At 74.8% G+C, this 19,826-nt stretch carries 24 protein-coding genes; 16 read left to right on the forward strand and 8 right to left on the reverse strand.

The annotated features are described in order from the left end of the window. Positions 1-12: 12 nt before the first annotated feature. Positions 13-1,218: a radical SAM family heme chaperone HemW gene (gene hemW, locus VQH23_RS03680; RefSeq protein WP_338664266.1), complete on the reverse strand. Its 1,206-nt coding sequence runs from the start codon at positions 1,216-1,218 to the stop codon at positions 13-15. A 15-nt stretch (positions 1,219-1,233) separates the two neighbouring features. Here hemW and VQH23_RS03685 point away from each other — a divergent pair, with 15 nt between their 5' ends. Together VQH23_RS03685 and VQH23_RS03690 are read left to right on the forward strand one after the other, a co-directional pair. Beyond that, complete coding sequence (locus VQH23_RS03685) at positions 1,234-1,812, forward strand: YbaK/EbsC family protein (protein WP_338664267.1); 579 nt, start codon at positions 1,234-1,236, stop codon at positions 1,810-1,812. A 227-nt stretch (positions 1,813-2,039) separates the two neighbouring features. Continuing rightward, complete coding sequence (locus VQH23_RS03690) at positions 2,040-3,329, forward strand: MFS transporter (protein WP_408904282.1); 1,290 nt, start codon at positions 2,040-2,042, stop codon at positions 3,327-3,329. A gap of 285 nt (positions 3,330-3,614) precedes the next feature. Here the strand turns inward: VQH23_RS03690 and proC are convergent, their stop codons facing one another. From proC to VQH23_RS03705, 3 genes are all read right to left on the reverse strand, one after another. Continuing rightward, on the reverse strand, positions 3,615-4,433 hold the full coding sequence (gene proC / locus VQH23_RS03695; protein WP_338664268.1) for a pyrroline-5-carboxylate reductase: 819 nt from the start codon (positions 4,431-4,433) through the stop codon (positions 3,615-3,617). An 84-nt stretch (positions 4,434-4,517) separates the two neighbouring features. Further along, positions 4,518-5,021 carry a YbjN domain-containing protein gene (locus VQH23_RS03700; RefSeq protein ID WP_338664269.1) on the reverse strand — a complete coding sequence of 168 codons (504 nt, stop codon included), beginning with the start codon at positions 5,019-5,021 and terminating at the stop codon, positions 4,518-4,520. A gap of 149 nt (positions 5,022-5,170) precedes the next feature. Next, positions 5,171-5,599: an accessory factor UbiK family protein gene (locus VQH23_RS03705; RefSeq protein WP_338664270.1), complete on the reverse strand. Its 429-nt coding sequence runs from the start codon at positions 5,597-5,599 to the stop codon at positions 5,171-5,173. 527 nt (positions 5,600-6,126) lie between these two features. On the opposite strand from VQH23_RS03705, the gene VQH23_RS03710 reads away from it, so the two are divergent. From VQH23_RS03710 to VQH23_RS03735, 6 genes are all read left to right on the forward strand, one after another. Continuing rightward, entirely contained in the window at positions 6,127-6,438 is a 312-nt protein-coding gene (locus VQH23_RS03710) for a hypothetical protein (RefSeq protein ID WP_338664271.1), read from the forward strand. A 245-nt stretch (positions 6,439-6,683) separates the two neighbouring features. Continuing rightward, positions 6,684-7,493: a prolipoprotein diacylglyceryl transferase gene (gene lgt / locus VQH23_RS03715; RefSeq protein ID WP_338664272.1), complete on the forward strand. Its 810-nt coding sequence runs from the start codon at positions 6,684-6,686 to the stop codon at positions 7,491-7,493. Positions 7,494-7,552: 59 nt separating this feature from the next. Beyond that, positions 7,553-8,518, forward strand: coding sequence for an SAM-dependent methyltransferase (locus VQH23_RS03720; RefSeq protein ID WP_338666049.1), 966 nt, complete (start codon positions 7,553-7,555; stop codon positions 8,516-8,518). Next, the gene (pgeF, locus tag VQH23_RS03725) at positions 8,515-9,282 is read left to right on the forward strand and encodes a peptidoglycan editing factor PgeF (protein WP_338664273.1); all 768 of its coding nucleotides are present in this window, start codon (positions 8,515-8,517) and stop codon (positions 9,280-9,282) included. Before VQH23_RS03720 ends, pgeF begins: the two co-directional genes overlap by 4 nt. Positions 9,283-9,574: 292 nt before the next feature. Next, positions 9,575-10,522 (forward strand): hypothetical protein, encoded by a 948-nt coding sequence (locus VQH23_RS03730; protein ID WP_338664274.1) that lies wholly within the window; start codon positions 9,575-9,577, stop codon positions 10,520-10,522. Positions 10,523-10,790: 268 nt separating this feature from the next. Beyond that, positions 10,791-11,723, forward strand: a complete 933-nt coding sequence (locus tag VQH23_RS03735) for a ribose-phosphate pyrophosphokinase (RefSeq protein WP_338664275.1) — start codon at positions 10,791-10,793, stop codon at positions 11,721-11,723. Here the strand turns inward: VQH23_RS03735 and VQH23_RS03740 are convergent. Next, positions 11,716-12,501, reverse strand: a complete 786-nt coding sequence (locus VQH23_RS03740) for a helix-turn-helix transcriptional regulator (RefSeq protein ID WP_338664276.1) — start codon at positions 12,499-12,501, stop codon at positions 11,716-11,718. The two genes, VQH23_RS03735 and VQH23_RS03740, sit on opposite strands and share 8 nt — an antisense overlap. A 119-nt stretch (positions 12,502-12,620) precedes the next feature. On the opposite strand from VQH23_RS03740, the gene VQH23_RS03745 reads away from it, so the two are divergent. From VQH23_RS03745 to VQH23_RS03770, 6 genes are all read left to right on the forward strand, one after another. Continuing rightward, the gene (locus VQH23_RS03745) at positions 12,621-13,019 is read left to right on the forward strand and encodes a hypothetical protein (protein WP_338664277.1); all 399 of its coding nucleotides are present in this window, start codon (positions 12,621-12,623) and stop codon (positions 13,017-13,019) included. Positions 13,020-13,083: 64 nt separating this feature from the next. Further along, on the forward strand, positions 13,084-13,647 hold the full coding sequence (locus VQH23_RS03750; RefSeq protein WP_338664278.1) for a flavin reductase family protein: 564 nt from the start codon (positions 13,084-13,086) through the stop codon (positions 13,645-13,647). Positions 13,648-13,790: 143 nt separating this feature from the next. Next, positions 13,791-14,417: a glutathione binding-like protein gene (locus VQH23_RS03755; protein WP_338664279.1), complete on the forward strand. Its 627-nt coding sequence runs from the start codon at positions 13,791-13,793 to the stop codon at positions 14,415-14,417. 29 nt (positions 14,418-14,446) lie between these two features. Further along, complete coding sequence (locus tag VQH23_RS03760) at positions 14,447-15,016, forward strand: histidine phosphatase family protein (RefSeq protein ID WP_338666050.1); 570 nt, start codon at positions 14,447-14,449, stop codon at positions 15,014-15,016. Positions 15,017-15,173: 157 nt separating this feature from the next. Continuing rightward, positions 15,174-16,067 carry a TetR family transcriptional regulator gene (locus VQH23_RS03765; RefSeq protein ID WP_338664280.1) on the forward strand — a complete coding sequence of 298 codons (894 nt, stop codon included), beginning with the start codon at positions 15,174-15,176 and terminating at the stop codon, positions 16,065-16,067. 73 nt (positions 16,068-16,140) lie between these two features. Next, positions 16,141-16,569, forward strand: coding sequence for a TIGR01841 family phasin (locus tag VQH23_RS03770; protein WP_338664281.1), 429 nt, complete (start codon positions 16,141-16,143; stop codon positions 16,567-16,569). A 279-nt stretch (positions 16,570-16,848) separates the two neighbouring features. On the opposite strand, the gene VQH23_RS03775 is transcribed toward VQH23_RS03770, so the two are convergent. Continuing rightward, positions 16,849-17,037: a DUF4169 family protein gene (locus VQH23_RS03775; protein ID WP_338664282.1), complete on the reverse strand. Its 189-nt coding sequence runs from the start codon at positions 17,035-17,037 to the stop codon at positions 16,849-16,851. 36 nt (positions 17,038-17,073) lie between these two features. On the opposite strand from VQH23_RS03775, the gene VQH23_RS03780 reads away from it, so the two are divergent. Further along, positions 17,074-17,736, forward strand: coding sequence for a dienelactone hydrolase family protein (locus tag VQH23_RS03780; RefSeq protein ID WP_338664283.1), 663 nt, complete (start codon positions 17,074-17,076; stop codon positions 17,734-17,736). A gap of 12 nt (positions 17,737-17,748) precedes the next feature. Then, complete coding sequence (locus VQH23_RS03785; RefSeq protein WP_338664284.1) at positions 17,749-17,937, forward strand: hypothetical protein; 189 nt, start codon at positions 17,749-17,751, stop codon at positions 17,935-17,937. A 55-nt stretch (positions 17,938-17,992) separates the two neighbouring features. Here VQH23_RS03785 and VQH23_RS03790 read toward each other — a convergent pair whose 3' ends face one another. Together VQH23_RS03790 and VQH23_RS03795 are read right to left on the reverse strand one after the other, a co-directional pair. Further along, a complete protein-coding gene (locus VQH23_RS03790; protein ID WP_338664285.1) occupies positions 17,993-18,988 on the reverse strand; it encodes a P1 family peptidase in 996 nt (331 codons plus the stop codon). 68 nt (positions 18,989-19,056) lie between these two features. Beyond that, positions 19,057-19,749: a DUF1028 domain-containing protein gene (locus VQH23_RS03795; protein ID WP_338664286.1), complete on the reverse strand. Its 693-nt coding sequence runs from the start codon at positions 19,747-19,749 to the stop codon at positions 19,057-19,059. Between the last annotated feature and the right edge of the window lie 77 nt (positions 19,750-19,826).

Genomic DNA, 19,826 nt, shown 5'->3' on the forward strand with positions numbered 1-19,826 from the left:
TCTCGCCTCCCATCAGCGCAACAGAACGGGCAGGATCGCGTCCAGCCGCAGCCGTCCCTCGATCGTGGCCTGCAGCCGCCCGTCCGGCAGCCAGCGCAGGTAGTCTTCCTCCATCAGCGCGTCCAGCATCGCGCGGTCCACCACCGCGTCGAAACCCAGCCCGCTGCGGGCGGCGATGCGGGCGGGGTCGATGCCCTCCGCCAGGCGCAGCCCCATCAGCATCGCCTCGCGCCCGCGCTCCACGGGAGTAAGCGCCTCCTCCTCCACCCGGGCGTGGCCGTCGCGCTCCACGCGCTCCAGCCAGATCTCCGGCGCGCGGTGGCGCCGCGCCGCCAGCACCTCGCCGTCCAGCGTCAGCCGCTGGTGCGCCCCGGCCCCGATGCCCAGGTAGTCGGCGTAGCGCCAGTAGGCCAGGTTGTGGCGGCTCTCCGCGCCGGGCTTCGCGTAGTTGCTGACCTCGTAGGGCTCCAGCCCGAAGCGCGCCGCCTCCTCCACCGTCGCGGCGTAGAGGGAGGCGGCCTCGTCGTCCTCCGGCAGGCGGAAGGCGCCGCGAGCGTGCTCGGTCGCGAAGCGCGTGCCCGGCTCCACCGTCAGCTGGTAGAGGGAGAGGTGGTCGGCCGCCAGCGAGAGCGCCCGGCGCAGCTCCTCCCGCCACGCCGCCTCGCCCTGGCCAGGGCGAGCGTAGATCAGGTCGAAGGAGAGGCGTGGGAAGGTCGCGCGGGCATGTTCCAGCGCCGCCATCGCCTCCCTCGCCGAGTGGTTGCGGCCGAGAAAGCCGAGCGAGGCCGCGTCCAGCGCCTGCACCCCCAGGGAGAGGCGGTTCACCCCCGCCTCCCGGAAGGCGCGCAGCTTCCCCGCCTCCACGCTCGTCGGGTTCGCCTCCAGCGTGATCTCCAGCCCGTCCACGGGCTCGAACAGCGCCGTCGCGCGCCCGATCAGCGCCGCCACCGCCTCCGGCGGCATGAGGGAGGGGGTGCCGCCGCCGAAGAAGATGCTCCCCAGCCGCCGCCCGCCCGCGCGCCCCGCCTCGTGCTCCAGCTCCGCCACCAGGGCACGGCCGTGGCGCGCCGCGTCCACCGCCGGGCGGACATGCGAATTGAAGTCGCAGTACGGGCACTTGGCGGCGCAGAACGGCCAGTGGATGTAGAGGGCCAGCGGCTCCGCCGCCGTCGCTCCGAGGGCTGTGGCGGCCGGGGCCAGGGTCAGGGTCTCGTGCACGCGGGGGATATGGTCATGTCGGCAGGGGAAGGCAAAGACGGCGGCTCCGTCGCGCGCGTGCGGGCAGCCCTGCGCGCGGCAGGCCACCCGGACGCCGTGCGGGAATTCCCGGAAGGCACCCGCAGCGCCGCCGACGCCGCCCGCGCCGTGGGCTGCGAGGTCGGCGGGATCGCGAAATCCGTCATCTTCCGGGGCACCGCCCCGGACGGCACGGCGCGCCCCGTGCTGGTGGTGGCCAGCGGCGCCCACAGCGTGGATCCGGAGAAGGTGGCGGCCCTGACCGGCCTCTCCATCGGCCGGGCGGAGGGCCGCTGGGTGCGGGAGGCGACGGGTTTCGCCATCGGCGGCGTGGCACCGGTCGGCCACCTCACCCCGCCCGTGGTCCTGGTGGACGAGGCCCTCTTCGCGCAGGCCGAGGTCTGGGCCGCCGCCGGCAGCCCCCGCAGCGTCTTCCCCAGCACCGCGGCGGAGCTGCTGCGCATGAGCGGCGGCACCCGCGCCGCGGTGTCGGCGGACGGCCCTGGCCCGATGCCGCCGGAGTCCCCTGGCGAAGTCCCCCACCCGAGCGCCGGCACCCAACCCCTGCCCGGGTAGCCAAACCCGCCCATCGGGCGCAGGAAGGCGCGAAGGCCGCCCCGCGGCCCTGCCGGAGTGACCGCCCCCTGCCGCCCGAACCCTCCCGCAAGCCCGACCCCGCCGCGCCCGCCGCCTCACCCAACCCCGGCCAACCTAACCCCGGCCAATCCAACCCCGGCCAACCCGACGGCCTGCCCCTCCCGCGCCGCCGCTGGGCCACGGCGGGGCTGGCGCTGGGCATCACCATGGCCGTCATCGACGGCACCATCGGCACCGCCGCCCTGCCCACCATCGGCCGCGCCCTGAACGTCGCCCCCGCCGACATCATCTGGGCCACCAACGCCTACCAGCTCGCCGTCACCGTCTCCCTCCTGCCCCTGGCCGCGCTGGGGGAGATCGTGGGCTACCGCCGGATCTACATCTCCGGCCTCGTCCTCTTCACCCTCGCCTCCCTCGCCTGCGCCACCGCCGAGGGCTTCGAGTGGCTCGTCGCCGCCCGCGCCGCCCAGGGCTTCGGCGCGGCGGGGCTGATGAGCGTGAACTCCGCCCTCATCCGCTTCATCCAGCCCCGCGCCCACCTCGCCCGCGGGCTCGGCTTCAACGCCATGGTCGTCTCCACCGCCGCCGCCGCCGGGCCCACCGTGGCGGGCCTCATCCTCGGCGTGGCGGAATGGCCCTGGATCTTCGCGGTGAACGTGCCGCTCGGCCTCCTCGCCATCGCGCTCGGCCTGCGTGCCCTGCCCCACACCCCCCGCGGCGGCCACCGCTTCGACTGGATCAGCGCCCTCCTCTCCGCCGCCACCTTCGGCCTGCTCATCCTCGGCCTGGACTCCCTCGCCCATGGCGGGGCCGGCCTCACCTCCCTGTCCACCGTCGCCGCGGGCCTCATCGCCGGCACCTGGCTCGTGCGCCGCCAAACCGGGCGCCCGCGCCCGCTCCTGCCGCTGGACCTGCTGGGCATCCCCGTCTTCGCCCTCTCGGTCGGCACCTCCATTTGCAGCTTCATGGCCCAGGCCCTCGCCTTCTCCGGCCTGCCCTTCCTGCTGCAGAACGGCCACGGCTTCACCGTCTTCCAGGCCGGCCTGCTCACCACGCCCTGGTTCCTCGCCACCGCCCTCGCCGCACCCCTCTCCGGCCGGCTGATGGACCGCTTCCCGGCCGGGCTCCTCGGCGGGGTCGGGCTGGTCCTCATGGCCTCCGGCCTCGGCCTGCTCGCCCTCCTGCCCGCCCAGCCGCACGCGGCCGACATCGTCTGGCGCATGGCCCTCACCGGCTTCGGCTTCGGCCTGTTCCAAACCCCGAACAACCGCACCATGGTCGGCGCCGCGCCGCCGGAACGCGCAGGCGGCGCCAGCGGCCTCCTGGCCACCGCCCGCCTGCTCGGCCAGACCACGGGCGCCGCCCTCGTCGGCCTCATCCTGGGCTGGATGCCCGGCATGCCCGTCGCCGGGCCGACAACAGCCCTCACCCTCGCCTGCGGGATGGCCTTCCTGGGGGCGGTGATCAGCGTGCTGCGGCTGCGGGCCCGCGGTTAGCGCCGCAGCCTTGCACTGCCGGAGAGCCAGGGGGCCTTGCCCCCTGGAACCCCCACCAGGAGGCTGAGCCTCCTGGACCTGCATCGGGCTGCCGCGGGACTGACGGGAGAGGCTGGCCCTTCACCGTCAGCCCCGATCCTGCCCCTGCAGTCGCCTCGGCTCCACGAGCCGAGGCGCACCGTCAGCAGAGATCAGACCAACTCGAAGAAGATGATGATGGTGAGGGGTCCGGGGAGAGGAAGAATTCCTTCTTCCTCTCCCTGGCCACGGACCGGACCCGCAGGATCAGCCCGCCAGCTCGCGGGACCGCCGCGTGGCCGCCTCGATCGCCTCGGGGATCAGCTTGGGCCAGGCATGCTCCGCCATCAGCACGCCCAGGGCCTGTTCCGTCGTGCCTTTGGGGGAGGTGACGTTCTGCCGCAGCACCGCCGCGTCCTCCTTGCTGCGGGCGAGTAGCGCGCCGGAGCCGGCGACGGTGGCGCGGGCCATGCGGCGGGCGAGGTCGGGGGGGATGCCCTGCTCCACCCCCGCCTTCTCCAGCAGTTCCGCCAGCAGGAAGACGTAGGCGGGGCCGCCGCCGGAGATGGCGGTCACGGGGTCGATGAGGCTTTCCGCCTCCACCCAGGCCACCTCGCCCGTGGCCGTCAGCAGGCGGTCGGCGAGGGTCTTCTGGGCCTCCGAGCAGCGGCGGCCGGCGCAGGCCACGGTGAAGCCCTGGCCGATGGCGGCGGGGGTGTTGGGCATGGCGCGCACAACCGCCGCCCCCTCCAGCAGCGCGTCGAGGCCGGAGAGGGTCTTGCCCGCCATGATGGAGACGAACAGGGCGCCGCCGCGCGCGAAGGGGCGCAGGCCCGGCAGGACCGCCTCAGCCTGCTGGGGCTTGGTGGCCAGAACCACGGCATCCGGCACGAAGCCGGTGGGGATGCCCTCCGCGTCCGGGGCCAGGATGACCTCCGGGCGGCCGGCATAGGGCTGGGTGGAATCGTGGTGCGGCTCCACCACCACCGCGCGGGAGAGGCCGCGGGCGAGCCAGCCGGAGAGCAGCGCGCCCCCCATCTTGCCGCAGCCGACCAGGAGGACGGGCGGGAGAAGTGCTGCGGACATCGGCGGAACCCCTTGAGAGGCCGCCCGGCGGTGGCCGGGCGGCCCCCTATGAAAAACCCGCCTTCCGGCGGGTCCGCAAGGGGTTCAGGCCTCTCCGGCGCAGTCCAGCATGGCCGCCGCCAGCGCCTCGGCGGGCGGCTTGCCGCCCCATAGGACGAACTGGAAGGCGGGGAAGAAGCGCTCGCACTCGGTGATGGCGATGTCCACCATGTCCTCGAGGCTCTCCACGCTCGCGCTGCGCGCGCCGCGGAGGAGGACGGCGTGGCGGAAGACGGGCACGCCCTCCTCGCCCTCGATGCCGAAATGGCCGATCCAGAGCTTCTCGTTCGCCAGCGCCAGAAGTTCGTGCAGCTTGCCCCGCGCCGGGGCCGGCACCTTCATGTCGAAGGCGCAGGTGAAGTGCATCGCGCTTATCTCGTTCGACCACGAGAAGTGCAGGCCGTAGTCGCACCACTTGCCGGGAGCTTCCGCGGCCATCTCGCCGTCGGAGCGGCGATCGAAGGCCCATTCATTGGCCGACACGATCTGCTCGACGACGTCGAGCGGATTGGCGGCCCTGTCCCGGTTCACAGCGAGGGTGGCTGACATGGCGTCACCTCCTATCCCGAGACGGGCGACCCCCCTCCTCTGGTATCGAATCGGCCGGGTCAGCCCCAACTGGTTGATACTGCGATGGCGAACGCAGCGGCAAGGCCGAAGGCTTCAGCGCGGCGGGGGCCGCGCTGAAGTAAATCGGATCACACGATGATCGGGCCCGTGCCCTCCAGGGGGGGCACGCCGGGCTCGGGCGGGGCGTCCTTCGTCATGTCGTCCAGCCGGGCCTCCAGCGCGGCCACGCGCAGCGCCAGCGCCTCCGATTCCTCCCGCGCGCGGCGGGCCACCTCCAGCGCCGCGTCCAGCTCCTCGCGCTTGACGAGGTTCAGGCGGGCGATGAAGGCCTCCGCCTGGGCCTGGGCCATGGCCTCGATCTCCGCCTTCGCGCCGTTGAGCACGGAGAAGGCGCCGCCGGCCATGCCCGCCAGGTCGTCGAAGAACTTGCCGCGCCCGGCGCCGCCGAACGGCCCACCGGAAGAGCCGCCGAAGCCCTTGCCGAAGCCGCCCGCCCCGAAAGGTCCGGAACCGCCCGCCCCGGAGGAGCCCGAGCCGCCCTGTCCGCTGTCCTGCATCCCTGCCTCCTCGCGCATCATGCCGGACAACATGGCCCCGGCGGCCGCCCGGGCGTAGTCCCCGGCGCGCATTTCGCGCGGCTTGCCGCACCCCCGGCCGGGGCCTACCTAACCGGGCAGGACAGGTGCGATCGGGGGCGGCGATGAGGCGACAGGTGCTGGTCCTCCTGGTCCTGCTTGGCACGGCCTTCGGCGGGGCGGCCCTCGCCCAGAACTTCGGTTCCCGGCCCGAGCAGGGCGTCGACCGCACGCCGGGCCGGAGCGGGAGCGGCTCCTCCAACACCGAGACAGGGTCCTCGAGAGGCACGGCCCGGGGCTCCACCTCATCCGGCTCGACCTCGTCCGGCTCCCCCTCATCGGGATCCTCCGTGCGGATCTCCCCCTCGGCCGGGGCATTGCCGCAAGGCGGGGGATCGGGGGGCACGACGGGCTCCCCCTTCGGCCAGTCCGGCCGCGGGGCGTCGGGCAGCGGATCGGGCAGCGGATCATCGGGCGGCGGCTCGTCCGGTTCGGGCGCGGCGGCGGTCGTGCCGCTGTTCGGGGCGGGCAACTTCTGCGCCCAGCCAGCCGGCCTCTGCGGCCCGGCCTGCAGCATCAGCTGCCCGGAGGGGAGCACGGCCTACTGCACCAACGGCCAGGCCGGCCCGAGCAGCGCCGCCGGCCGGGGCAGGCCCTCCGCCCCCGCCGGCTATGCCCCCGGCATCCCCAGCCCCGGCGGCATCGTCGGCCAGAGCGGCACCGGCAGCGCGCTCGGTGCCGCCGGCGGTGCTGCCGGCGCCGCGGCGGGCCCGGCCCTCCCGGCCAGCTGCGCGGGGCGGCCGACGTGCAGTTGCAAGTAGAGCCGTTGCAAGAAGGGCGGTTGCAAGCAGGGCCGGGGCGCCGCGCCTGACCGGCCGCCCGGCCATTCCAGCCCTTGCCGATCGGGCCTATACCGCGGCCGGCCGGCGGCCCCGGGCTCCCGGCGCCCGCTCTCAGCCCACCCGCTCTCAGCCCACCCGCTCTCAGCCCCTGGCTCCCGGCCAGGAGCCGCCCCCTTCCAACCGACCCGGCCCGGCCCCGCCGCGCCCCGCAGCACGGGCCACCGATGATCCCCGCCATCCTCTTCCCCGCCTTCGATCCCGTGGCCCTGGCGGTCGGGCCCTTCGTCGTGCGCTGGTACGCCCTGGCCTACATCGCCGGCATCGTCATCGGCTGGCAGGTGGCGCGGCGGCTGATCCCGAAGGCGCCGGCGGCCGGCACGGCGGAGGCGATGGACGACTTCGTCACCTGGGCGACCCTCGGCATCATCCTCGGCGGCCGGCTGGGCTACGTGCTGTTCTACCGGCCGGACATCCTCCTGAGCGCCCCTTGGGAGGTCCTCTACCTCTGGCACGGCGGCATGTCGTTCCACGGCGGGGCGGCGGGGGTGATCATCGCCCTCGCCCTCTTCTGCCACCGCCGGGGGATCCCCTTCCTCCTCTTCTCGGACCGGGTGACGAGCGTGGTGCCGATCGGCCTCGGCCTCGGCCGGCTGGCCAACTTCATCAACGGGGAGCTCTGGGGCCGCGTCACGGACGTGCCCTGGGGCATGATCTTCCCCCATGTCGGGCCGGAGCCCCGCCACCCCTCCCAGCTCTACCAGGCGGCGCTGGAAGGGCTCGTCCTGCTGGTGATCCTGCAGTGGATCGTGCGCACGCCGCGGCTGCGGGCGCGGCCCGGCTTCACCGCCGGCGCCTTCCTGGCCGGCTACGGCGTGGCCCGCATCATCGGCGAACTTTTCCGCCAGCCGGACCTGCAGCTCGGCTTCCTCCTCGGCGGCGCGACGATGGGCCAGCTCCTCTCAATCCCCATGGTGATCGCGGGGGTCTGGCTCATGGCGCGCAGCCGGCCGGTGGCCGAGACCTCCGCGGCGTGACCGCGGCGCCCGCCGCCCCCGCTCCCCCACCCGCCGCCGAGGAGCGGCTGGACGCCTTCATGGCCCGGGCCAACGCCGCCTACTACGCCGCGCGGGACCCCTTCGGCGCGGCGGGGGACTTCACCACCGCGCCGGAGATCACCCAGGCCTTCGGGGAGTGCCTCGGCCTCTGGGCGGCGGTGACGTGGGGGATGATGGGCCGGCCCGACCCCGTGATCCTGGCCGAGGCCGGGCCGGGCCGGGGCACGCTGATGGCCGATGCCCTGCGCGCCATCCGCGGCATGGTGCCGGACTTCGCCCGCGCCCTGCGGCTGCACCTGATCGAGACCTCCCCCCTGCTGCGCGCGGCGCAGGCGGCCCGCCTGCCGGATGCGACGTGGCACGACAGCCTCGCCGCCCTGCCGCCGGGGCCGGTGATCCTGCTGGCGAACGAGTTCCTGGACGCCCTGCCCATCCGCCAGTTCGTCCGCCGGGACGGGGCGTGGATGGAGCGCTTCGTGGCCGGCGCCGCCTTCGTGGAGCGCCCCGCCCCGGACGCCCCTTTCCCTGATGCGGGGGAGGAGGGCGAGGTGCGGGAGGTGAACGAGCCCGCCCTGGCGATCGCCGCCGCGCTCGGCGCCCGCCTGGCGGCCGGGGGCGGCGCGGCGCTGTTCCTCGACTACGGGCCGGGCGAGAGCGGGCCGGGGGACAGCCTGCAGGCCATCCGGGGCCGGGAGGCGGCCGATCCCCTGGCCGACCCCGGCGCTGCCGACCTGACCGCCCATGTGGACTTCGCCGCCCTCGCCCGCGCCGCCCAGGCCGCCGAGGCGGCCTTCCACGGGCCGGTGCCGCAGGGCGTGTTCCTGTCGCGACTGGGGCTGCACAGCCGGGCCGCGGCCCTGGCCGCCACCGAACCGGGCCGGGGCGCCCGCCATATCGAGGCCGCCACCCGCCTGACCGCGCCGGAAGCAATGGGGCGCCTGTTCAAGGCCCTCGTCCTCTGCCATCCCGGCCTCTCCACCCCGCCGGGTTTCGAGGCCGCATGAGCGCAGAATTCCTCACCGCCCCCTCCCTCGCCGGGATGCGGCACGGCTTCTTCACCCGCCGCGGCGGCGTCTCCTCCGGCCGTTTCGCCAGCCTGAACTGCTCCCTCTCCTCCGCCGACGACCCGGCCCTGGTGCAGGAGAACCGGGCCCTGGCGATGCAGGCCATCGGCGCATCCCCGGCGGGCCTCTCCGGCCTGTTCCAGGTCCACGGCGTCGCGGTGGCCGTGGCGCGGGAACCGATCGCCCACGATTCCCGCCCCAAGGCGGACGGGGTGGTGACGGACCGCCCGGGCGTGACGCTGGGCATCGTGACGGCGGATTGCGGCCCCGTCCTCTTCGCCGACCCGCGGGCGGGGGTGGTGGGCGCCTGCCACGCCGGCTGGCGCGGCGCCCTGGCCGGTGTGCTGGAGGCGACGGTGGCCGCCATGGAGGACCTCGGCGCGCGCCGGGCCGACATCGCGGCCGCGCTGGGCCCCTGCATCCGCCAGCCGAGCTACGAGGTGGGCGCCGACCTGCGGGCGGAGCTGATGGCGACCGATCCGGAGGGGGAGCGCTTCCTCGCCCCCGGCACGCGGGAGGGCCACTGGCAGTTCGACATGGCCGGGCTGATCCTGGCCCGCCTGGCGGCCGCGGGCGTGGCCGCGGAGGCGCTGCCGAACGACACGCGGGCGGAGGAGGAGAGGTTCTTCTCCCACCGCCGTCGCACGCTGGAGGGGGGCGGGCCGATCGGGCACCAGCTCTCCGCCATCGCGCTGCCAGGGTAGGCGCCGCGCGCCCGGGGGCAGCGCTTCGCGCGCCCGGGGGCAGCGCTTCGCGCGCCCGGGGGCAGCGCTTCGCGCGCCCGGGGGCAGCGCTTCGCGCGCCCGGGGGCAGCGCTTCGCGCGCCCGGGGGCAGCGCTTCGCGCGCCCGGGGGCAGCGCTTCGCGCGCCCGGGGGCAGCGCTTCGCGCGCCCGGGGTAGCGCCCGGCCCTGGCTCCGTGGATAAGGCGCCCGGCATGCCCCACCTCCCCACCCCCGCGGTGCCCGCGCCCGCCCCTCGCGCAACCGGCTGAGCGGATGCGCGCCGTCCCACGGGGCATCGCCGCCCTCCTCCTGCCGCTCGCGCTGCTCTCCGCCTGCGGCCCGCTGCCGCAGCCCTTCCGGGGCAATCCCGGCACCATGGCCCGCCGCCTGTCCGCGCCGCCCGCCTACCGCATCGCCGTGCCGCCCCCGAGCGCGGCCCTGCTGACGGACGTCGCCTCCACCGACTTCGCCACCGCCATGACCGAGGCCCTGGAAGGCGCCGAGGTGCCCGTGGTGGCCGGCGCCCCCGCCCCCCTGGACTGGCGCCTGGACGTCACCGCGGAGCAGGACGGCCGCGGCGTGACCCCCGCCTATTCCGTGGTGGACGCCGACGGAAAGGTGCTCGGCCAGGCCCGCGGCGCCCCCGTGCCCGTGCGGGAGTGGAGCGAGGCGCGGACCGAGACCCTGCACCGCGTGGCCGCCCGCGACGCCGAGCTCGTCACCGCCCTGCTGACCCGCGGCGAGGCGGCGCGCCGCGCGGCCGAGACGGTGCCCTTCAACGGCAGCGGCGGCCCCCCGCGCGTGCGCTTCACCGGCGTGCAGGGCGCGCCGGGCGACGGCAACGAATCCCTCGCCGCGCGGATGCGGGACTTCCTCGCCACCAAGGGCCTCGTGGTGCAGGACGGGGCGGAGGGCGCGGCCTTCTCCCTCGCCGGGAAGGTCACCCTCGCCCCCACGGCCGGCGGCAAGCAGCGGGTGGAGATCCAGTGGCTCGTCCGCCGACGGGACGGCCACGACCTCGGCCAGGCCCTGCAGCTGAACGAGGTGCCGGCGGGCAGCCTGAACGGCCTCTGGGGCGACGTCGCCTACGTGGTGACCCAGGAGGCCTCCGCCGCCGTGCGGGACATCATCGCCAATGCCGGCGGCCTGGGCGAAGCGGCCGCGCGCCGGCCAGCGCCGGCGCCCGAGGCCCCGCCAGCCGCGGGGGCACCGGCCCGGTAAGCCGGGCTGGATGCCTGTCCTGGACTGGTAGCTCCCATGGCCCTAGGGGCAGCGCCCCTGGGCCCTCACGCACCCTCTTCACCGGCAAACGATCCCGTGAGACCGGGACACCGGCATCCAGCTTGGCATGCGCCGTGCGTGGGGCGGCCCTGCCCGGGTCCGGGGCGGCTCCGGCATGGACTTGGCGGCCCACGGTTGCTATCCCGCCGCCGCCCCACGCCGCCTGTCCCGTGACTCGTCCAGCGGCGCGCCCGGAGATTTCCTGCGGATGAAGATTCTCGCCTGCAACAGCAACCGCCCGCTCGCCGAGGCGGTGGCCGCGGCCCTGAACCTGCCGCTGACCCAGGCTTCCGTCCGGCGCTTCGCGGACCTCGAGATCTTCGTGGAGATCCAGGAGAACATCCGGGGCGAGGACGTCTTCGTCATCCAGTCCACCAGCTACCCGGCGAACGACAACCTGATGGAGCTGCTGATCACGCTGGACGCGCTGCGCCGCGCCTCCGCGCGCCGCGTCACGGCCGTGATCCCCTATTTCGGCTACGCGCGGCAGGACCGGAAGTCCGGTCCCCGCACGCCGATCTCCGCGAAGCTGGTGGCGAACCTCATCACCCAGGCGGGGGCTGACCGGGTGCTGACGCTGGACCTGCACGCTGGGCAGATCCAGGGCTTCTTCGACATCCCCGTGGACAACCTCTTCGCCGCCCCGCTCTTCGCCCGCGACATCCAGGACCGCTACAAGGGCCGCGACCTGATGGTGGTGTCCCCCGACGTGGGCGGCGTGGTGCGGGCGCGGGCCATCGCCACGCGCCTGCACACGGACCTAGCGATCATCGACAAGCGCCGCCCGCGCGCGGGCGTGTCCGAGGTGATGAACGTGATCGGCGACGTCTCCGGCCGCGACTGCATCCTGGTGGACGACATCGTGGATTCCGGCGGCACGCTCTGCAACGCGGCAGAGGCCCTGCTGAAGAACGGCGCGCACTCCGTCTCCGTCTACGTCACGCACGGCGTGCTCTCCGGCGGCGCCGTGGCGCGCATCGGCGCGGCGCCCATCCAGCAGCTCATCTGCACGGACAGCATCCAGGCGACGGAGGCGGTGCGCGTCTCCTCCAACATCAAGCAGCTGACGGTCGCGCCGCTGCTGGCGGAGGCGATGCGCCGCATCTCCGAGGAATCCTCGGTCTCCACCCTGTTCAACTAACTCCCGGGAGGCGGCGCAGCGCCTCGCGCGTCGCCTCGTCCATCGGGAAGAAGGTCTCCACCGTCAGCTCGGACAGCGCGACCTCGTGCGCCGTGCCGAAGACCATCGTGGTGGTCAGGAAGGACAGCACCGCCTCCCCCGCGTGGATCCTGAACGGCAGGGCAAGCGCCTCCGGCTCCTCCACCCCGCCCGGCGGCGCGGGAAGGTCGCGCAGCTCCCGCAGCAGCATCGCCAGCGCGGGATCGCCCGACACGGTGGCCTGCCGCGCGAGCCGTGCCAGCAGGTGTTGCTTCAGCGCGCCGAGATCGACGATGCGCGGCGCCAGCCCACCGGGGTGCAGCACCAGCCGCAGCACGTTTACGGGCGGCGCCAGCAGCGCGGCGTCGGCGCCCGCGATCAGCGCGCCCACGGAGGCATTGGCCGAGACGAGGTTCCAGTGCCGGTCCACCGCCAGGGCCGGGTTCGGCGCATGGGCGGCCAGCACCGCCTCCACCGCCGCGCGGGCCGGGCGCATGGCCGGGTCCTCCAGCCCGCGCTCGGGATAGGCCGGGGCGAAGCCGGCAGCCGCGAGCAGGAGGTTCCGCTCCCGTAGCGGCACCTCGAGCTGCTCCGCCAGCCGCAGCACCATGGCGCGGCTGGGCATGGCGCGGCCCGTCTCCAGGCAGCTCAGGTGCCGGGTGGAGATCTCCGCGTCCAGCGCCAGGTCCATCTGGCTCATCCGCCGGCGCTGGCGCCAGGCGCGGAGATGGTCGCCGATCGGGGCGCGATGCGTGCTCATGGGGCGAGCCTAGCGGCGGCCGCACCGGCTCCATGACCTCCGAGGTCATCGACCCGCGCCACCGCCGGGGAACAGGTTGGGCCCACCGGCAACCCCGCCGGCCGAACGGAGCCGAACCGATGCACGCTTCCTCCCCTTCCCTCCTCCGCAACGCGCTGCTGCTGGATGCCGTGGCGAGCGGTGCGACGGGCGCCCTGGCGCTGCTGGCCGCCGGGCCTCTCTCTGCCCTCACCCAGCTTCCGCCCGGGCTGCTGGGCGGCGCGGGGGCGGTGCTGCTGCCCTACGCCGCCTTCGTCCTCTGGCTCGGCCTGCGCGCCGCGCCGCCGCGCCGCCTCGTGCTCGCCGTGGTGGCGATCAACGCGCTCTGGGCGGTGGAGAGCGGGCTGGTCCTGACGCTGGGCTGGGTGCATCCCAACGCGCTCGGCGCCGCCTTCGTGCTGGCGCAGGGGGTGGTGGTGGCCGCCTTCGGCGGCCTGCAATGGGCCGCCCTGCGCAACGCCGCGCCGCACCCGGCCTGACCGCCCGGCATCGCCGCTGCCCCCCGGCCGTTCACGCCGCGCATCCCATCGCAGGAGGCGCGGCGTGAAGCCCATCCGCAAGCAGGACTTTCCCGTGGACCAGGTCCGGCGCTTCATCGAGCCGGGGCCGATCGTGCTCGTCTCCTCCGCCTGGAAGGGGCGGCGGAACATCATGACGATGGGCTGGCACATGGTGATGGGGTTCAGCCCCTCCCTCGTCGGCTGCTACATCTGGGAGGCGAACCACAGCCGGGAGATGATCCGGCGGTCCGGGGAGTGCGTGATCAACGTCCCCGGCCTCGACCTGGCGGAGACGGTGGTGGGGATCGGCAACGTCTCGGGCGCGGAACTGGACAAGTTCGCCCATTTCGGGCTGACCGCCGAGCCCGCCGAGAGGGTGGCGGCGCCGCTGATCGGGGAGTGCTTCGCCTGCCTGGAGTGCCGCGTGGCGGACACGGCGATGGTGCGGAAGTACAGCCTCTTCGTGCTGGAGGTGGTGAAGGCGCACGCGCCGCGCTCGCCGAAATACCCGAAGACGGTCCACTACCGCGGCGGCGGCCAGTTCATGGTGGCGGGAGACCCGCTGAACCTGCGGCGCCGCTTCCGTCCGGAGATGCTGCAGGAATGATGCCGTAGGAATCCGGCGCCCGCCCCCTTCATCCCTCCCGCGTTTCCGGCCAACCTCCTGCCCGCGCCCCGCCGCGCGATCCAGGCCCTGGCGGTCCCGCCGGGCCGGTCGCGCGCTATCAGGAAACGGCCGAGGAACCCGCCATGAAGCTCTACTACGCCCCCGGTGCCTGCTCCGTCGGGATCCACATCCTGCTGGAGGAGATCGGCAAGCCCTACGAGCTCTCCCTCGTGGACATGAAGAGCAACGCCCAGCACGGGCCGGACTACGTGGCGGTGAACCCGAAGTCGAAGGTGCCGGCCCTGGACCTCGGCGACGAGGGCCCGGCGCTGACGGAGTGGGCGGCCATCGCCGCCTACCTCGCCGCCACCAACCCGGAGGCCGGGCTGATGCCGAAGGACCCGCTGGGCATGGCCCGCGCGGTGGAGGCCACGGACTACATCACCGGCACCGTCCACCCCCACGCCTTCACCCGCCAGTTCCGCCCGAACATGTACAGCGGGCGCGAGGAGGACCACCCGAAGGCGGTGGAGACGGCGCGGGCCAACGCCGCCAAGTACTTCGACCTGCTGGAGAAGAACTGGCGCGGCGAGACCTGGGTGCTGCCGGGCGGCTTCTCCATCGCCGACGCCGCGCTCTTCTTCGTGGAGTACTGGCACGTGAAGCGCGTCGGCCAGACCCTGCCGCCGAAGCTGGACGCGCACTTCAAGGCGATGATGGAGCGCCCCTCCGTGAAGCGCGCGCTGGAGCAGGAAGGCATGGCGGCCTGAGCGGCCACCCCGTGCCGGCGCCCGCCCCCATGGCCGAGCTGAACCCCGCCCCCTTCTGGTTCCTGCGCCACGGCGAGACGGACTGGAACGCCCGCATGCTCTCCCAGGGGCAGGTGGACATCCCGCTGAACGCGGTCGGCCTGGCCCAGGCCGGGCGCGCGGCGGAGGCGCTGGTGGGCAAGGGCATCCGCTCCATCCACGCCAGCACCCTCACCCGCGCCCGCGTCACGGCGGAGGTCGTGGGGGCGCGGCTGGACCTGCCCGTGGCCCTGGACCCGGAGCTGCAGGAATGCGCCTTCGGCGTGCAGGAGGGCCAGGAAATGTCCGGCTGGTTCCAGGACTGGATCGACGGCCTCTCCACCCCCGAGGGCGGCGAGCCCTTCGCCGACCTGCGGGCGCGCGCCGTGCGCGCCATCAACCGCGCCACCGCCAGCCCCGGCCCGGTGCTGGTGGTGGCGCACGGCGCCCTCTGGCGCGCCGTGCGTCAGGCGGCGGGGCTGGAGGCGAACATCCGCACCCCCAACGCGCTCCCCCTCTTCGTGGAGCCGCCCTCCGGCGACGCGGGATGGCGCTTCACCCCGGCCGAACTCGGCGCCTGAGGCGGGCGGGCCGGGGCGCCCGCGGGATCCCCGCGGCACGCCCCGCCCTGGCGAAGGCGGCCAGCGCGGCCGCCGTTTCCGGCCGCGCGCCCCGGGCGCGACTCCGGCCCAACCCCTGCGGTTGATCCATCCGGGATATGGGCCATCTTGCAGGGCGATGGACACGCGCGACGCCCCCTCCCCGGCCCTTCTCGACGCCTTCTGGCGCGTGGTGGCCCAGCACGGCTGGCACGGCACCACCTTCGCCCGCATCGCGGCCGAGAGCGGGGAGACCCTGTCCGACCTGCGCGGCCGCTACCCCACCCCTGTGGACCTGCTGCGCGCCCATGCCCGCACGGTGGACCAGGCGGTGCTCGAGGGCACCGTCCCCGGCCAGACCGGCTTCGGCAGCGCGCGGGACCGCGTGTTCGACCTGCTGATGCGCCGGCTGGACGCGTTGCAGCCGCACCGGGAGGGGATCCTGCGGATGCAGCGGGACCTGATGCGGGACCCGCTCTCCGCCCTCCTCCTCTCCCCCATCCTCATGGCCTCCATGGCCTGGACGCTGGAGGGCGCGGGCGTCTCCACCGCCGGGATCACCGGCGCGCTGCGCGTGCAGGGCCTTGTCGGCGTCTGGCTCTCCGTCGCCCGCGCCTGGGAGGGGGATGAGAGCGTCGACCTCGGCCCCACCATGGCCGCCCTGGACCGCGCGCTGGACCGCGCGGAGAAGGTGGCCAGCACCCTGCGCCTGACCGAGGAGGAGCCGCTTCCCGGCCCGATGGACAGCCCGATGGGCACCTCGGGGGGCAGCCCGGGGGGCAGCCCGGTGGAGGGCGCCGACTCCACCCCGCCCGACATCGTCGATCCCCCCCTGGCCGACACCGGCATCATGCTGGCCGACGCCGCCGCGGGCCCGGAGCAGCCCGGCGAGGGCGGCACGCCCGGCGCCGTCCCCGGCGAGGCGCCCCCGCCCGCCGGCCCCGTCCCGCCCAGCGCATCCGGCCCCGAGACGCCGCCCACCCCGACCCCGCCGCGCAAGAAGGGCGGATCGGGGCCCCTTCCCATCGCCTGACATCGCTCCGTCGCTGGACGCGGCCCGGCGGGGCGGGCCAGGATGGCGGCGAATCGCTCAAGGAGGAACGACCATGTCCGACCGCCCCACCTTCCCGCCGGAGATGGACCCGATGCGCCTCCTGTCCGAGATGCGACTGCCGATGATGGACGTGCAGGCCCTGGCCGACGCCCAGCGCCGGAACCTGGAAGCCCTCTCCGCCGCCAACCGCGTGGCCCTGGAGGGCGCCCAGGCCGTGGCCCGCCGCCACATGGAGATCCTGCAGCAGTCCATGGCGGAGATGACGGACGCCGTCCGCGGCGCCACCACCGGGACGCCCCAGGACCAGGCGGCCAAGCAGGCCGAGATGCTGAAGTCCAGCTACGAGAAGGCCGTGACGAACATGAAGGAGCTGGCCGACCTCATCCAGAAGTCCAACTCCGAGGCGCTGACGGTGCTGAACCGGCGCTTCTCGGACGCCATGGACGAGGTGCGTGGGCTGGTCGCCAAGAAGGAGGGCTGACGGGATGTCCCGGGGAGAGGAAGAAGGAATTCTTCCTTTCCCCGGACCCCTCACCATCATCTTCTTCTAGGCTTTGGTCTCACCCTGCTGCCGGTGCGCCTCGGGTCGATGACCCGAGGCGACTTACAGGGCAGGAAGGGGCCTGTCCCGCAGAAATACCGTCCCAGGACGGCGCGGCGGCAGCCAGATGGGGGTCCAGGGGCCTCAGGCCCTTGGCGGGGGTTCCAGGGGGCGGCGCCCCCTGGTTCCGGACCCGGCAGCACCCCGACCGCACCGGTTTCACTCTCCGCCCGGCTTCTCCAGCCGCGCCCCGTCCAGCAGCGCGTCCCGTTTCGCCTTCGCCTCGGCGTCCTTCGCCCGTTCCGCCCGGGTGCGCCCGTGGGCCGCGCGGTTGGCCGCCGCCTCTGTCTCCGCCGCCGCGCGGTCGCGCGCCTTTCGGGCCCGGTTCAGGTTGACGATCTCGGCCATGGCCGCAGGATAGCGCGCGCTTCCGGGGATGCCATCATGCAGATCGAGTTGACCGCCGCCGACGGCCACCGCCTCTCGGCCTGGCGGGCCGGTCCCGCGGACGCGGCCCGCGCGCTGGTGGTGGTGCAGGAGATCTTCGGGGTGAACCCCCACATGCGGCGCCTGTCCGACCATCTGGGAAGCCTCGGCTGGGCCGTGATCACCCCCGCCCTGTTCGACCGGGCGGAGCGCGGCGTGGAGCTCGGCTACGAGGCGGCGGACCGGGACCGCGGCCTGGCGCTGCGGAAGATGGTCCCGGACGACAAGGTGATGCTGGACGTGGAGGCCGCGGCGGCCGCCCTGCCGGCCGGCGCCGCGCGCGGCATCATCGGCTACTGCTGGGGCGGCACGATCGCCTGGTGGGGCGCCACCCGCTCCCGCGCCTTCCGCGCCGCGGTCGGCTACTACGGCGGCGGCATCGCGGGAACGCGGACGGAAGCGCCGAACTGCCCGGTTCAGCTCCATTTCGGGGCGGAGGACGGGAGCATTCCCCTCTCGGACGTGGAGCTGGTGCGGCAGGCGCAGCCCGGCGTGGAGGTCTTCGTTTATCCCGGCGCCGGCCACGGCTTTGCCTGCGAGGACCGCGGCAGCTACGATCCGGCGGCAACCGAGCTGGCGGAGGGGCGTGCCCTCGCCTTCCTCGGCCAGCACATGGGCTAGGGAACCCGGACCATGCTCCGCAGCGTCGTCGGTATCGTCATCTTCCTCGTCCTGCTGGCGGTGATCCCCTATGTCTGGCCGGACAGCTTCTCCCAGCCGCCGATCGTCATGATCGTCCTCCTCGCGATCGCGGCGGTGGTCGCCTTCCTCGTCGGGCGGCGGCGCCGGCAGCGCGGCTGGGGCACCAGCGCCAGCACCTGAGGGGCGGGGGCGCGAGGGCCGGGCGGGGCGCGGCAGCCCCGGCCGGGAACGGCCCCTAGCCCAGCTCCAGCATTCCCGGCGGGCTTCCCCCCACCGCCCGGGCGGCCCGCACGGCGCGCTGCACCGCCGCCGCCATCACCCGCGGCACGATCGCGCCCAGCGCCATCATGTTCCCCGGCAGCCCGCTCCTTCCGGTCGCCAGGGCGAAGATCGTGTCCCCGTCGGACATGGTGTGGATGGGGTCGATGCTGCGGGCCAGCCCGTCATGTGCGGCCCCGGCCAGGCGCCGGCACTGTGCCTTCGTCAGGGTGGCATCCGTCGCCACCACGCCGATGGTGGTGGCCATGCCCGCCTGCATCGGCGGCGGCAGCTCGCCCCGCAGCACCGCCTCCGTCGCGCCGATGGGGCGCCGCCCCTCCGCGTCCCGCGCGCCGGCCAGCACGGCGCCGGTGCGCGGGTCGATCACGTCCCCCACCGCGTTCACCGCCACGATCGCGCCCACGGTGATCGCCCCCACCCGCACCGAGGCCGTGCCGATCCCGCCCTTCATGGCCCGCGCCATGCCGTAGAGCTTGCCCACCGTCGCCCCGGTGCCGGCCCCCACGCTGCCCTCCGCCGGCGCCTCGGCCGAGGCCGCCTCGCAGGCCGCGTAGCCCGCCGCCGCGTCCGGGCGGATCCGGTGATCCCCCACGGCCAGGTCGAACAGCACCGCCGCCGGCACGATCGGCACCCGCGCCGGCCCGGCCGCGAAGCCGATTCCCCTCTCCTCCAGCCAGCGCATCACCCCCGACGCCGCGTCCAGCCCGAAGGCGGAGCCGCCGGAGAGCAGCACGGCGTGCACCCTCTCCACGAGGTTGGCGGGGTCCAGCAGGTCCGTCTCCCGCGTGCCCGGGGCGGCCCCGCGCACGTCCACACCGGCCACCGCGCCCTCCTCCGCCAGGATCACGGTGCAGCCCGTCGGCCGCCGCGCCTCCGTGAAGTGGCCGACGCGGATGCCCGGCACCTCGGTGATGGCGCCGATCATCGGGGGCGGGCCGGCGTCCTGGGCCATGGGAGCTCCGGCTGAAAGGGAGGCGGCGCCGATCCCGGCCCCAACTCCCGCGGCGATGTCACGGCGCCTCAAGCGGCGCCCCCCTGCGCGGGGAGCGAGCCGGCGGCCCCGCCCCGCGCCCGATCCGGGTCCAGCACCCGCAGCACGAACTCGTCGATCTTCGGCGCCCAGTCCCGCCACAGCCCGGCCAGCTCCGCGACCGGATCGGTCGCGCGGTCCACCCGCAGGTCGGCCAGCGCGAAGTCCTCCTCCCCCCAGACCTCCAGCACGGCCGAGAGGACCGGCCCGTGCTCGCCCCCCGCCGCCTCGCCCGCCGCCAGCGCCGCCAGCAGCCGGTCCCCCAGCGGCGCCCCGGGATCCGCCTCGAAGCCCCGCACCATCGCCGCCGGCACCGCCTCGCTCGCCAGGATGTTGCCCAGCGCCACGCAGTCCCGCCCGTGGGCCGCTTCCCGCTCCGGCTTCACCCGCGCCCCGTGGTGGTGCGCCGTGCCCCCGGCCGCGTCCAGCGCGGCGAGCTGCCGCCACTCGGCGTGGGGCGTGGAGGCCACCAGCGCCGCCACCGTCGCCTCCGCCGTGCAGCCGCTTCGCAGCAGCGCCAGCCCGCGCGGCCCCAGGCGCGGATCGGTCCGGTGCTGCGTCAGCACCGCCCCGATGCCCGGTACCACGTGCTGGATGCGCGCCCCGACGGCGAGGTCGGAGGTGGCGCCCGCCGCGCCGATCATGCCCGTGCGCGCGCAGCGGCCGAGGAGCGAGAAGGTCATGGCCCGATCCTGGGAGCGTGTCCGGCCGGTGTCCATGCTCCGGATTCCGTGCGCGGCCGATGCGTTCCGCCTTGCCT

It is taken from the genome of Pararoseomonas sp. SCSIO 73927 (assembly GCF_037040815.1).
Lineage (GTDB): Bacteria > Pseudomonadota > Alphaproteobacteria > Acetobacterales > Acetobacteraceae > Roseomonas.